This window comes from Vibrio sp. V01_P9A10T6, from assembly GCF_963877065.1.
Classification (GTDB): Bacteria; Pseudomonadota; Gammaproteobacteria; order Enterobacterales; family Vibrionaceae; genus Vibrio; species Vibrio anguillarum.
Window position 1 is genome coordinate 92,125 of the sequence record NZ_CAWNTB010000110.1, and the last position, 12,660, is coordinate 104,784.

The following is a 12,660-nucleotide window of genomic DNA, read 5'->3' on the forward strand; positions in this document are numbered from 1 at the left end:
TTGCGTACTAATTCCGGTACACTGATGCTCATTGCTATGGAGGTGATATGCATTGTCCTTTTTGTTCAGAGAACGACACCAAAGTGATTGATTCTCGTCTTGTCGCAGATGGCCATCAAGTGCGCCGTCGCCGTCAATGTTTGGCATGTAATGAACGTTTTACCACGTTTGAATCGGCCGAGCTCTTGATGCCAAGAGTCATCAAATCAAATGGAAATCGTGAACCGTTTAACGAAGATAAAATGGTCGGTGGTATACAGCGAGCATTAGAAAAACGACCAGTCAGCGCCGATGCGATTGAGCTTGCAATCAGTATGATTAAATCTCAGTTGCGAGCCACTGGTGAGCGAGAAGTTCCAAGTAAAATGATTGGTAACTTGGTGATGGAGCAGCTCAAAGTACTCGATAAAGTCGCTTACATCCGCTTTGCCTCCGTGTATCGTAGTTTTGAAGATATTCGTGAGTTTGGTGAAGAAATCGCGAAGCTGGAAGATTAATCGCTTATGTTTACTCCTTTTGATTATCAAATGATGTCGCGAGCCATTGAGCTTGCTAAAGGTGGCGTTTTTACCACTCAACCTAACCCCAATGTCGGCTGCGTGATCACTCAAGGAGAGCAGATTGTTGGTGAAGGTTTTCATGTTCGTGCTGGTGAGCCGCATGCCGAAGTACACGCCTTACGCATGGCAAACGAGCAAGCGCAAGGCGCTACCGCTTATGTCACTTTAGAGCCTTGCTCGCATCATGGCCGTACACCGCCTTGCGCTGAAGGCTTGATTAACGCCAAAGTGGCGAAAGTGATTTGCGCAATGCAAGATCCGAATCCTCAAGTCGCTGGGCGTGGTATTCAAATGCTGCGTGACGCTGGGATTGAAGTCGAAGTCGGTTTGTTAGAAGCGGATGCCATCGCGCTCAATCCGGGTTTTATTAAACGCATGACAAGTGGGATGCCCTTTGTCCAATTGAAAATGGCCGCAAGTCTTGATGGACAAACAGCACTCAATAATGGTCAGAGTCAATGGATCACTTCAGCGGCCGCGCGGCGAGATGTGCAAAAATTTCGCGCCAAAGCGGGTGGGATTTTATCGACCAGCAAAACAGTGATTGAAGATGATGCTTCATTGACTGTGCGTTGGGATGAACTGCCTCCATCAGTGCAAGTGAACTACCCACAACATCAGTTACGCCAACCAGTGCGAGTCATTCTTGACAGGCAAAACCAACTCCATGATGGTCTAAAGCTGTATCAACATTCCGGTGAAGTATTGGTGCTTGGCACTGAACATACGTCATTGCTCAATAGCAACCAGACACAATTTGAGTTAGCGGATACCTTAGCTTATTTAGCTGAGCAGTCACAAATGAATCATCTCTGGGTAGAAGCTGGTGCCACACTGGCTCGTTCACTGATCCAAGCCCAATTGGTCGATGAGATCATTTTGTACTTAGCGCCTAAAATCATGGGTAGTGATGGTCGGGGGCTATTTGGTGCTTTGGGGCTATCTTCCATGGCGGATACGCTAGAGTTAATCATCAAAGATGTACGACAAGTTGGGCCGGATATTCGGATCATTGCCGTACCTAAAATAAAAGATAAATAGCATGTTTACAGGAATTATCGAGGCGGTAGGTACACTTGCCGCGATTACACCCAAAGGTGAAGACATCAGTGTGACCGTGAAAGTCGGTCATCTTGATATGAGCGATGTCAAACTTGGTGACAGTATTGCCACAAATGGTGTCTGTTTGACCGTGGTAGATTATAACAGCACTCAATATACAGCGGATCTCTCACTAGAAACGCTCAACAAAACCGGGTTTGCTCACTATCAAGTTGGTGACAAGGTCAACCTAGAAAAAGCCATGTTGCCCACCACTCGTTTTGGTGGACACATTGTTTCTGGGCACGTTGACGGTGTTGGTGAAATCATTGAACGTAATCCTGTTGGTCGTTCGATAGAGTTTTGGGTAGCGATCCCACCGGCATTGAATAAATACGTGGCTGAAAAAGGCTCAATTACAGTAGATGGTATCAGCCTCACTGTGAATGATTTAAGAAAGAATGCCTTTAAGCTGACCATAGTGCCTCACACTTCTGCCGAAACGACCATTGATGCATTTCATGTTGGGCGTAAAGTGAATTTGGAAGTGGATGTGCTCGCGCGTTATATGGAGCGTTTGCTGCAAAACCAGCAAGATGAAGAGACACCAGAGTCGAAAATTAGCTTAGCATTTTTACAACAAAATGGTTTTGCGTAAACCGCGTATTGTCCCATGCCTCCACGGTCGTGGATAAATCTAAGTCAGGGACTGTGCGGAAAATAGTTCAGCGATAGGAAAATAGAGTATGCCAATAAGTACCCCGCAAGAGATCATTGAAGATATTCGCCTTGGGAAAATGGTCATCTTAATGGATGACGAAGATCGTGAGAACGAAGGTGACTTGATCATGGCCGCCGAGCACGTTACTCCTGAAGCGATTAATTTTATGGCTAAATTTGGTCGTGGCCTGATCTGCTTAACCATGACTAAAGCTCGTTGTCAGCGTTTAGGCTTGGCTCCTATGGTGCAGGATAATAATGCTCAATACACCACCAATTTTACCGTCTCGATTGAAGCGGCTGAAGGCGTAACCACCGGCATTTCAGCGGCCGATCGCGCCGTGACGGTACAAGCTGCGGTGGCGAAAGATGCCAAAGCTTCAGACTTAGTGCAACCTGGGCACATTTTTCCACTGGCTGCGCAAGAGGGGGGCGTTTTAACTCGCGCTGGACACACGGAAGCCGGTTGTGATTTAGCGCGCCTTGCGGGATTAGAGCCCGCGTCTGTGATCGTCGAAATTTTAAATGATGATGGCACCATGGCGCGTCGCCCTGATCTTGAAGTGTTTGCCGAGCAACATGGTTTAAAACTCGGTACGATTGCTGATCTGATTGAATATCGTAATAACACAGAAACGACCATTGAGCGTGTTGCACAGTGCAAGTTGCCGACAGAATACGGTGAATTTGAACTGATCACTTACCGCGACGTGATTGATAATCAGATCCACTACGCATTGCAAAAAGGAACATTGGATGGTCAAGCGCCATTGGTGCGAGTTCATTTGTACGATACCTTTACCGATTTGCTGCGCAGTGATCGCAATGCTGAACGCAGTTGGACTTTAGATAAAGCGATGCAGCGTATCGGCCAAGAGGGCGGCGTATTGGTCATTTTAGGTAATGAAGAGTCGAGCGACTTATTGATCCATCGCGTTAAAATGTTTGAGCAACAAGACAAAGGCCAAGCGCCTACTTTAGCGAAAAAACAAGGTACTTCACGCCGTGTGGGGATTGGTTCACAAATTCTGGCGGATTTAGGTGTTCGTGATATGCGTTTACTCTCTTCAGCCAATAAAAAGTATCACGCTTTAGGCGGTTTCGGCTTGAATGTGACTGAGTATGTTTGCCAATAACGTCATCTCGTTTTAGCGCTTAGAACCTAACGTCACATTTAAAAATACACCGTAATAAAACCAATAAAGGAAGCCCAACGCTTCCTTTATTATTTTGCTGATTAGCCGCTTGGTTTGCCGTCTAAGCCGAATTTCCATTAGATATTGCTCACAAAATTGTGCTAGAATCCGGCGATTCTCACTTGTGTATATAGTTAAAGGAAGGCTTATGAAAGTGATCGAGGGTGGTTTCCCCGCACCAAATGCAAAAATTGCTATCGTTATTTCTCGTTTCAACAGTTTTATTAACGAAAGCCTGCTTTCTGGTGCAATCGATACTTTAAAGCGTCACGGACAAGTTAGCGATGACAATATTACTGTTGTTCGCTGCCCTGGTGCTGTCGAATTACCTCTTACTGCTCAACGCGTAGCAAAAACGGGTAAATACGACGCTATCGTGTCTCTTGGCACTGTGATTCGTGGCGGTACGCCACACTTTGATTATGTGTGCAGTGAATGCAATAAAGGTTTGGCGCAAGTGTCTCTGGAATACAGCCTTCCAGTGGCATTTGGTGTTCTAACTGTTGATACCATCGATCAAGCCATTGAACGCGCGGGAACCAAGGCTGGTAACAAAGGTGCAGAAGCTGCACTAAGCGCGCTTGAGATGATTAACGTTCTTTCAGAAATCGATTCCTAATGGGGGCCAGTGTGAAACCAGCCGCACGTCGTAATGCACGTCAATTTGCGCTACAAGCAATTTATTCTTGGCAAATTACAAAAGAAAATGTTGCCACTATCGAAGAGCAATTCCTCTCGGGTGGTAAGTATGATGAAGAAGAGCATCATGCTGCTGAGCCAGCGTTAGCGGCTCCAGAAACCGACGTTGCATATTTCCGTGATCTACTCACGGGTGTAGTGCTAAGCCACACAGAGCTAGATAGCAAATTGCGTCCTTTCGTGTCTCGTCCAATGCAAGACTTAGACATGATGGAATTGGCGTTACTTCGTTTAGCCATGTACGAAATGACTCGTCGCGATGATGTGCCATATAAAGTGGTCATCAATGAGGCGATTGAGTTAGCAAAAGTATTTGCTGCTGAAGATAGCCATAAGTTTGTGAATGGCGTGCTTGATAAAGCCGCCCCACATGTACGCAAAAAATAATAAGTCGTTTTAAAATAAAAGGTCAGCATTCGCTGACCTTTTTTATGACGGATCTTTCTCCGCGAAAGCCCTAAGCGATGAGAAATGATGTACATAATAAAAACTCAGGGCAGGGAATTTTTTATGTTCGGTGAATTCAATTTAATCGATACCTATTTCTCTAACCGTCAGTCACAACGTAAAGATGTCTCTCTTGCTCTAGGAGATGATTGTGCATTGGTCAAAGCACCAGAAAATGTTCGGATCGCCATCAGTACCGACACCTTAGTCGCAGGTACTCATTTTTTAACCGATGCGAATCCGGCTTGGGTGGCTCATAAAGCATTGTCATCTAACATCAGTGATTTGGCTGCGATGGGGGCAACGCCTGCTTGGGTATCGCTCGCACTCACTCTACCCAGTGTCGATGAAGCATGGCTAAAACCCTTTTGTGATGCTTTTTTCGAACTTGCGAATTACTACAATATTCAGCTAATTGGTGGAGATACAACCAAAGGACCACTGAGCATTACCTTGACAGTACAAGGTTTTGTGCCACAAGAATTGGCGCTGCTGCGCAGTGGAGCCAAAGTGGGAGATTGGGTTTACGTCACTGGTGAACTCGGTGATAGCCAAGCTGGGCTCGATGTGGTTCTTGACCCAAGCTTACGCCATAAACCTTTTGCCCAAGAGCTTGAAAAGCGTCACTATCTCTCAACGCCAAGAATTCTTGCTGGCCAAGCATTGCTTCATTTGGCTTCTTCTGCAATTGATATTTCCGATGGTTTGGTGTCTGATCTCAAGCATATTTTGCATCGTTCAAATGTTGGGGTGAGTTTAGATGTCGGTGCGTTGCCTATTTCGCAAGAGCTGTTGCAGTTTGTGGGCGAAAGAAAAATAGCCCAGCAATATGCACTAACCAGCGGTGAAGAGTATGAGTTGTGTTTCACTGTTCCAGAGCATAACCGAGGTTCCATCGAAAGTGCGCTTGCTCATTGCGGTTGCAAGGTGAGTTGCATTGGCCAAATTCGCCCGCAGGGTATTTTTGAGCTCCAGCATCAAGGAAAAAAACTCAATTGGCAGTTAAGCGGCTATGATCATTTTAAGGTGAACGGATGACAAACCCTATCGCATTAATCTCATTAAAGAACCCTTGGCATCTTTTGGCCACGGGTTTTGGCAGTGGCCTATCGCCTATCGTGCCCGGCACAATGGGAACGTTTGCCTCAGTGCCTTTTTATTTGCTGTTAGTACAGCTACCTATCACAGTGTATTGTGCCGTGGTTGTGCTGGCTTGCTTGGTGGGCGTGAAAATTTGCCAAGTGACTTCTGACGACATGAAAGTGCATGACCACGGTTCGATTGTGTGGGATGAATTTGCCGGTTTTTGGATAACAATGCTAGTCGTGCCAGTGCTTGAACTGCCTAGTTTAGATTGGAAATGGCTGGTGGCTGGATTCGTGCTGTTTCGCTTTTTCGATATGCTCAAACCGTGGCCGATCAGTTGGTTAGATAAACGAGTGCATGGTGGTTTGGGGATTATGCTCGATGATATCGTGGCAGGTGTTGTATCCGCGATTGCGCTGTATTGGGTCGGCTTTTGGGCGGGTTGGTTATAACATGGTCAGCGTTCAATATTGATTGACGGCTTATACTTAGTAATAAAAAAGGTTCCTTTGGGAACCTTTTTTGTCAGTGAAGAGTTATCTGAAACAGGGTTATTCGATGTTCTGGGTATCTAAAGTTACTTTACCGTCTTGAGACTATTTTAGCTTCTCTAAGTCAGCTTCAATTTCAGCGATTTTGCTCGTGACCACTTTTTCCAAATGGCGCAAGTCAGTCAATATTTTTTGCTTCAGATCGAGATCACCCATAGGAACCGGCTTAGTGATTTTATTTAGTTCATCAATCACCAAGGTTAAATTACGGTTGATCTCCGTCACCTCTTTGTATTGATGGCTGCCGCTATCGACCAATACATTTTTTACTTGTCGAGGGTATTTAAATTTCACGCTTTTAGCGAACAGCTCGCCTTTCTGCTTATGAAAGTAAATCTTCAACACATCTTTATGGGCTTCTTGACGAAGTGAATAGCGCTCAATCTGTTTAGGATCTTGAATGCCTAAACCGGTGAGGTAGGGATACATAGGCAACCTCTATTGTATTTTGTGACACATCAATGAACCATTTCAATGTAGCAGTCCATGCTCGCCCGAGATAGTTCATCGTGATATCAATGGTTCAAGTTGTGGACCAGATCGCTTTCCTTTTCCGTTTAATTTGGCGCGAGTTCAGAAACATTTTTAATCAGCATGTTACGTAACGTGCACTCTTCTTCTTCACTCAATTTTCCGCCTTGCGAACCGGTGAGAATAAACAAATCTTCTGCTCGTTCGCCAATGGTGGTGATTTTTGCACCATGCAGGTTAATGTTTAAGTCAGCAAATGTGGCTCCGACCGTTGCCAGCAGTCCCGGAGTATCAAGTGCGACTAATTCCATTAAGGTTCGTTTATTGCTTTTGGTGGGTAAAAAATCGACTTTAGTTTTGACTTTAAAATGTTGCAAGTTACGTGGCGTGCGGCGCAATTTCAGTTTGTTCTGCCAACCCGTTTCTAGCCCACTGAGTAGGTGTTTGATCAACGATGGGTGACACTCTTCGTCAATTGCATGGCCGTTTTGATCCAGTACCATGAAGGTATCAAGGACGTAGCCATCTTTACTCGACATGATCTGCGCATCATGAACATTGAGATTTCGACGGTCCAGTTCAGCAACCACAGTCGCAAAGAGGGCGGGTTGATCTTTAGTGTAAACAAACAATTCAGTGCCGCCACGAGTGGCTTTTTTGCTCATTAGGATCAGCGGTTGGCTTGGGTCGCTATGTTTGAGTAGGTGCTCACAATGCCAAGCGATCTGCTTGTGAGTGTGACGCAAAAAGTAATCGGCTTTAAAGCGCTGCCAAAGCACTTCAATTTCGCGTGCGCTGTAGCCTTCTTTACGAAGCAATGCGGATGCCATTTGTTGGTTGTGGCGAATGCGATCGCGCACATCTACCGGGTTTTCAAGCCCACGCCTAAGTGCCCGCTGTGTTGAGTGATATAGCTCTGCCAGCAAGGTGCGTTTCCAACTGTTCCAAAGCTCAGGGTTAGTAGCGCAGATGTCCGCGACAGTCAGGCAAACAAGATGTTCGAGATACTCTTCATCGCGCACTTTCTTGGCAAATTCGGTAATGACATCTGGGTCGTAAATGTCGCGTCTTTGCGCCGTTACCGACATCAAGAGGTGGTTTTGTACCAGCCAAGAGACTAATTTTGCTTCAGGTTTTGATAAACCGTGTTCAATACAAAAATCATAGGCTTCTACCGCACCGATTTCAGAGTGATCGCCGCCGCGCCCTTTGGCAATGTCGTGAAAAATAGCGGCCAGAATCAGCATCTCCTTTTTCTGGAGACGTGGGTAGACTTCGCAACAGATGGGGTGTTTATCGTGATTTTGTGCGTAGCTAAAGGTATTGATGTGTTTGAGAAGACGAATGCTGTGTTCATCGACCGTATAAACATGGAATAGGTCGAACTGCATTTGTCCAACAATTTGGCTCCATTGGGGAAGATAAGCGGCGAGCACGCCTAATTTATGCATCAGGCTGAACGCACGATGTAGTGCGTTAGGGTGACGTACCAATGCCATGAATTTCTCACGCGCTTCGGGAATGGTGTGCAGGAATTTATTGAGCCTCCTTCTGGCTGTACGCAACTGGCGCATGGTTGTGGGCGCGACGCTTTCAATGCTGGAATCATTGGCGATATGAATAAACATATCTAAGATCGTTTCAGGGCGAGCTTGGAAAAGCGCGGGTTTACGAGCTTCTATTAAGTTGCCACGACGTTGAAAATCATCATCTAAAATTTCTGCCACGGCTTCTTCGCCGTTATTGAGTATGGCTTGATCAAACAGACGCAGGAGCATTTTGTTGAGTTCCGCAACACGACGTAGCGTACGGTAGAACTCTTTCATCATCATCTCGACTGCGCGATTCCCTTCACCAGTAAAGCCCAGATGTTCTGCCACTTGAGCTTGATGAGCAAAAATAAGCCGATTGTCATAGCGTTTTAATTCAATGTGCAGCGCAAAGCGCACGCGCCATAAAAAGTCTTGGCACTCTACTAGCTCACGATATTCAGCATCAGTTAAAAAACCAAAACGACTCATTTCAAGCAGTGATGTTGCACCAAAGTGGCGTCTAGCCACCCAGCTTAAAGTATGAATGTCCCTTAAGCCTCCAGGAGTCGATTTGATATCGGGTTCAAGGTTATAAGTGGTGTCATGGTAACGAGCGTGTCGGTCGCGCTGCTCTTGAATTTTGGCGCGGTAAAAGGTTTCGCTTGGCCAAAACGATTCGGAATGAATCAACATCTTGAGTTTATAAAATGTCTCTTCGCTACCACATAATAGCCGAGCTTCTTGTAAGTTTGTCGCGACGGTTAAATCTTCACGGCCAATTTCAGCGCACTGCTGCACGGTACGCACGGCATGGCCCACTTCTAAACGCAAATCCCACAACAAGGTAATGAATTCGCTAATTTTACTGCCGAGTTCAGCGGGTAAAGTATGATTGGAGACGACCAGAATATCGATATCCGAAAGGGGATGAAGTTCACCGCGGCCATAGCCTCCGACGGCCACTAAACTGATGTCTGGAACCTGCGAAAATGAATAATGTTCCCATAATCTGTAGAGCAGTTGGTCCATATATTCAGAGCGGCCTAATACCAGGTCGTTGACCGGATGGTGGTGCAAAAATTGATGTTTCTGATACTGAGTGAACTGTTCAAGTTGTTGTTTAAGCTCGCCGATAGTGAGTTGTGCGTCAGTAAAGGTGAGGGGAGACTGAAAAGGCATAACGGCAATCCATGCTGGTGATATGTCACAACGTAGACTGACTGTATCAAATCACTGCAGATAAAAAAATATCCCTGCAAGAGGGATATTGATTGATAAGGTTTTGGTTCGATGTAATTAGGCGTTATGCATCAGACGCGGAATGGTTTCTTCTTCACGCAGCGTCAGCACTTCACAGCCAGTGGCGGTAACCAAAATGGTGTGTTCCCACTGCGCTGAGTTTTTGCCATCGGCGGTGTAAACCGTCCAATTGTCTTCATCATCAAGGCGGCACCCAAATTTACCTGCATTAATCATTGGCTCGATAGTGAAAATCATCCCTTCACGCAGTACGGTTCTGTCGCCGTTTTTATAGTGAACCACTTGCGGTTCTTCATGAAATTGAGCGCCAATACCGTGGCCGCAATAATCTTTCACAATCGAAAATTTAAGGCGTGGGTTATTTTTATTATTGGTTTTAATGTGTTTTTCGATCGCAGTACCAATCTCACCCAATTGAACTCCGGGTTTGACCTTCTTCATGCCGATATAAAGACACTCTTGCGCAACAAGACATAGGCGCTTATCTGCTGGCGACACTTCACCGACAAAGAACATCTTTGAGGTATCACCGTGGTAGCCATCTTTAATAACCGTGATATCAATGTTCAGAATATCACCCTCTTTCAGTACCGCTGGACGCTGTAATTGCCCATACTGCGTATCTTGAGTTGCCGGAATACCGTGACAAACAATGTGATTGATAGAGGTACAGATCGATTTAGGAAAACCGTGGTAATTCAATGGTGCTGGAATAGCTTGCTGTACTTCAGTGATGTACTTGTGGCAGATCTGGTCAAGTTCTTCAGTGGTGATGCCCACTTTTACATGCGGTTCAATCATCTCAAGGACATCGGCAGCCAGTTTACCCGCGACGCGCATTTTGGCTATTTCTTCAGCAGTTTTGATTTTTACAGACATCGGCTTTCTCTATGCATTAATTCTTAAGCACTTAACTGTGCGAATGGGCGTTATTCTAGCAGTGCATGGATGAATCGCAAGGGATCCCTGTCGGTAAGTAAGAATTGTTTGCATAACTACAGCTTACCTAAGCCATGATGTGTCGTATTTTTTTCTAGCCAGAGAAGGGCTAAATATGGTATAAAGCGCGCCGGAATCGAAGTGCGTTTTCTTCTGAAATGACGAAGCCCACCTTCCTTTCTAAACACATTATCTTTAAATCACACACATTCCGACACGTGTTCCGGGGTGCTCCAACAATAAAACTATCGGCAACAACCGAATAGATGTTAGGGGTCGGATACATGGGGAATGTGGAGGCCTAACCCCATAGAGGATTTTTAAATGGCAACTGTATCAATGCGCGACATGCTAAAAGCTGGTGTTCACTTCGGTCACCAGACTCGTTACTGGAACCCAAAAATGAAGCCATTCATTTTTGGTGCTCGTAGCCGTGTTCACATCATCAACTTAGAAAAAACTGTTCCTATGTTCAACGAAGCTCTAGCTGAGCTACAAAAAGTTGGCGAGAAAAAAGGTAAAGTTCTTTTCGTTGGTACTAAACGCGCAGCATCTGAAGCTGTTAAAGAAGCGGCTATCGCAAGCAACCAATTCTACGTTAACAACCGCTGGTTGGGCGGCATGCTAACTAACTGGAAAACTGTTCGTCAGTCAATCAAGCGTCTAAAAGAGCTTGAAATTCAAGCAACAGATGGCACTTTTGATAAGCTAACTAAGAAAGAAGCTCTAATGCGTACTCGTGAAATGGAGAAGCTAGAGAAATCTCTTGGTGGTATCAAAGATATGGGCGGTCTACCTGACGCACTATTCGTTATCGATGCAGATCACGAGCACATTGCAGTTAAAGAAGCAAACAACCTAGGTATCCCAGTTTACGCTGTTGTTGATACTAACTCTAACCCAGATGGCGTTGACTACATTATCCCTGGTAACGACGACGCAATCCGTGCAATCCAGCTTTACCTAAATGCTGTTGCAGAAACGGTTAACGAAGGTCGTAACAAAGATGCAGCTGCACTTGCTGCTGCAAAAGACGGTTTCGTAGAAGCAGAATAATAGCGGCTCTGAGTCACACTTGATTATATGTGTCACACGATTGGTGCATTGAACAAGTTATAGTTAGCATCAGGGGCCAAACAATCGGCCCCTGATTTTTACCACCAGAATCAACTGAGGAATAGAGAATGGCAACTGTAACTGCTGCTCTAGTAAAAGAACTGCGCGAGCGTACTGGCGCAGGTATGATGGAATGTAAAAAAGCGCTTGTAGAAGCAAACGCTGACATCGAACTAGCAATTGAAAACATGCGCAAAAGCGGCGCAGCTAAAGCAGCGAAAAAAGCAGGTAACATCGCAGCTGAAGGTACTATCCTAATTAAAGAAGCTGATGGTTTTGCAGCACTTCTAGAAGTGAACTGCCAAACTGACTTCGTAGCAAAAGATTCAAGCTTCCTAGCGTTCGCTAACGAAGTTCTAGCGGTTGCACTTGCTGAGCGTCTAGATATCGCAGCACTTCAAGCTAAATTTGAAGAAGCACGTATTGCTCTTGTTGCTAAAATTGGTGAAAACATCACTATCCGTCGCGTTCATTACATTGAAGGCGCTAAAGTAGGTTCATACCGCCATGGCGACCGTATCGGTGTTGTGGTTGCTGGTGAAGCGGATGAAGAGACCATCAAACACGTAGCAATGCACGTTGCTGCTGCAAAACCTGAGTACGTGAACCCTGAAGATGTACCAGCAGAAGTTGTGGCTAAAGAGCGTGAAATCCAAATCGAAATCGCAATGCAATCTGGCAAGCCAGCAGCAATTGCTGAGAAAATGGTTGAAGGCCGCATGACTAAGTTCACAGGTGAGGTATCACTTACTGGTCAAGCGTTCATCATGGATCCTTCTCAAACTGTTGGCGCAATGCTGAAAGCTAAAGGCGCAACCGTTACTAACTTCGTACGTCTAGAAGTTGGTGAAGGTATTGAGAAAGCTCAAGAACTTAGCTTCGCTGAAGAAGTTGCAATGGTTCAAAAAGGTTAATCCTAGCGATTTTGCCTAAAAAAAGACCGTAGCCAAGGCTGCGGTCTTTTTACGAATGGCATATTGAGACTAATTGTGATGATTTAGAATTCAGTATTCAGTTTTAAATCATGACTGTTAATTAACAA

At 45.3% G+C, this 12,660-nt stretch carries 13 protein-coding genes; 10 read left to right on the forward strand and 3 right to left on the reverse strand.

Going from position 1 to position 12,660, the window contains the following annotated elements; genetic code table 11:
• The first annotated feature begins 47 nt into the window (after positions 1 to 47).
• From nrdR to pgpA, 8 genes are all read left to right on the forward strand, one after another.
• Entirely contained in the window at positions 48 to 497 is a 450-nt protein-coding gene (nrdR, locus tag AACQ21_RS06080) for a transcriptional regulator NrdR (RefSeq protein ID WP_010320136.1), read from the forward strand.
• 6 nt (positions 498 to 503) lie between these two features.
• Positions 504 to 1,601: a bifunctional diaminohydroxyphosphoribosylaminopyrimidine deaminase/5-amino-6-(5-phosphoribosylamino)uracil reductase RibD gene (gene ribD, locus AACQ21_RS06085; protein ID WP_017047324.1), complete on the forward strand. Its 1,098-nt coding sequence runs from the start codon at positions 504 to 506 to the stop codon at positions 1,599 to 1,601.
• A gap of 1 nt (position 1,602) precedes the next feature.
• Positions 1,603 to 2,259, forward strand: a complete 657-nt coding sequence (locus AACQ21_RS06090) for a riboflavin synthase (protein ID WP_010320134.1) — start codon at positions 1,603 to 1,605, stop codon at positions 2,257 to 2,259.
• A gap of 88 nt (positions 2,260 to 2,347) precedes the next feature.
• Complete coding sequence (gene ribBA / locus AACQ21_RS06095; RefSeq protein ID WP_105977243.1) at positions 2,348 to 3,457, forward strand: bifunctional 3,4-dihydroxy-2-butanone-4-phosphate synthase/GTP cyclohydrolase II; 1,110 nt, start codon at positions 2,348 to 2,350, stop codon at positions 3,455 to 3,457.
• A 208-nt stretch (positions 3,458 to 3,665) separates the two neighbouring features.
• Positions 3,666 to 4,136: a 6,7-dimethyl-8-ribityllumazine synthase gene (ribH, locus tag AACQ21_RS06100; protein ID WP_026027639.1), complete on the forward strand. Its 471-nt coding sequence runs from the start codon at positions 3,666 to 3,668 to the stop codon at positions 4,134 to 4,136.
• Positions 4,136 to 4,603 (forward strand): transcription antitermination factor NusB, encoded by a 468-nt coding sequence (nusB, locus tag AACQ21_RS06105; protein ID WP_013856197.1) that lies wholly within the window; start codon positions 4,136 to 4,138, stop codon positions 4,601 to 4,603. The genes ribH and nusB overlap by 1 nt, the downstream gene beginning before the upstream one ends.
• Before the next feature lie 123 nt (positions 4,604 to 4,726).
• Positions 4,727 to 5,701 (forward strand): thiamine-phosphate kinase, encoded by a 975-nt coding sequence (gene thiL, locus AACQ21_RS06110; protein WP_171817126.1) that lies wholly within the window; start codon positions 4,727 to 4,729, stop codon positions 5,699 to 5,701.
• Complete coding sequence (gene pgpA / locus AACQ21_RS06115; RefSeq protein ID WP_105977244.1) at positions 5,698 to 6,201, forward strand: phosphatidylglycerophosphatase A; 504 nt, start codon at positions 5,698 to 5,700, stop codon at positions 6,199 to 6,201. The genes thiL and pgpA overlap by 4 nt, the downstream gene beginning before the upstream one ends.
• Before the next feature lie 144 nt (positions 6,202 to 6,345).
• Here pgpA and AACQ21_RS06120 read toward each other — a convergent pair whose 3' ends face one another.
• From AACQ21_RS06120 to map, 3 genes are all read right to left on the reverse strand, one after another.
• Positions 6,346 to 6,729, reverse strand: a complete 384-nt coding sequence (locus AACQ21_RS06120) for a DUF3461 family protein (RefSeq protein ID WP_105977245.1) — start codon at positions 6,727 to 6,729, stop codon at positions 6,346 to 6,348.
• A 128-nt stretch (positions 6,730 to 6,857) separates the two neighbouring features.
• Complete coding sequence (glnD, locus tag AACQ21_RS06125) at positions 6,858 to 9,482, reverse strand: bifunctional uridylyltransferase/uridylyl-removing protein GlnD (RefSeq protein WP_105977246.1); 2,625 nt, start codon at positions 9,480 to 9,482, stop codon at positions 6,858 to 6,860.
• A gap of 117 nt (positions 9,483 to 9,599) precedes the next feature.
• The gene (gene map / locus AACQ21_RS06130; RefSeq protein ID WP_017044011.1) at positions 9,600 to 10,442 is read right to left on the reverse strand and encodes a type I methionyl aminopeptidase; all 843 of its coding nucleotides are present in this window, start codon (positions 10,440 to 10,442) and stop codon (positions 9,600 to 9,602) included.
• 384 nt (positions 10,443 to 10,826) lie between these two features.
• Between map and rpsB the strand changes: the two genes are divergently transcribed.
• Both rpsB and tsf read left to right on the forward strand, forming a co-directional pair.
• A complete protein-coding gene (gene rpsB / locus AACQ21_RS06135; protein ID WP_013856204.1) occupies positions 10,827 to 11,558 on the forward strand; it encodes a 30S ribosomal protein S2 in 732 nt (243 codons plus the stop codon).
• Between the two features lie 128 nt (positions 11,559 to 11,686).
• Complete coding sequence (gene tsf, locus AACQ21_RS06140) at positions 11,687 to 12,532, forward strand: translation elongation factor Ts (RefSeq protein WP_013856205.1); 846 nt, start codon at positions 11,687 to 11,689, stop codon at positions 12,530 to 12,532.
• Positions 12,533 to 12,660: the final 128 nt, after the last annotated feature.

Bases quoted from the DNA above. Each gene is read 5' to 3' on its own strand.
- thiL (WP_171817126.1), top strand. From the start codon at position 4,727: ATGTTCGGTGAATTCAATTTAATCGATACCTATTTCTCTAACCGTCAG.
- ribBA (WP_105977243.1), top strand. From the start codon at position 2,348: ATGCCAATAAGTACCCCGCAAGAGATCATTGAAGATATTCGCCTTGGG.
- ribD (WP_017047324.1), top strand. From the start codon at position 504: ATGTTTACTCCTTTTGATTATCAAATGATGTCGCGAGCCATTGAGCTT.
- AACQ21_RS06090 (WP_010320134.1), top strand. From the start codon at position 1,603: ATGTTTACAGGAATTATCGAGGCGGTAGGTACACTTGCCGCGATTACA.
- rpsB (WP_013856204.1), top strand. From the start codon at position 10,827: ATGGCAACTGTATCAATGCGCGACATGCTAAAAGCTGGTGTTCACTTC.
- ribH (WP_026027639.1), top strand. From the start codon at position 3,666: ATGAAAGTGATCGAGGGTGGTTTCCCCGCACCAAATGCAAAAATTGCT.
- pgpA (WP_105977244.1), top strand. From the start codon at position 5,698: ATGACAAACCCTATCGCATTAATCTCATTAAAGAACCCTTGGCATCTT.
- tsf (WP_013856205.1), top strand. From the start codon at position 11,687: ATGGCAACTGTAACTGCTGCTCTAGTAAAAGAACTGCGCGAGCGTACT.
- AACQ21_RS06120 (WP_105977245.1), bottom strand. From the start codon at position 6,729: ATGTATCCCTACCTCACCGGTTTAGGCATTCAAGATCCTAAACAGATT.
- map (WP_017044011.1), bottom strand. From the start codon at position 10,442: ATGTCTGTAAAAATCAAAACTGCTGAAGAAATAGCCAAAATGCGCGTC.
- nusB (WP_013856197.1), top strand. From the start codon at position 4,136: ATGGGGGCCAGTGTGAAACCAGCCGCACGTCGTAATGCACGTCAATTT.
- nrdR (WP_010320136.1), top strand. From the start codon at position 48: ATGCATTGTCCTTTTTGTTCAGAGAACGACACCAAAGTGATTGATTCT.
- glnD (WP_105977246.1), bottom strand. From the start codon at position 9,482: ATGCCTTTTCAGTCTCCCCTCACCTTTACTGACGCACAACTCACTATC.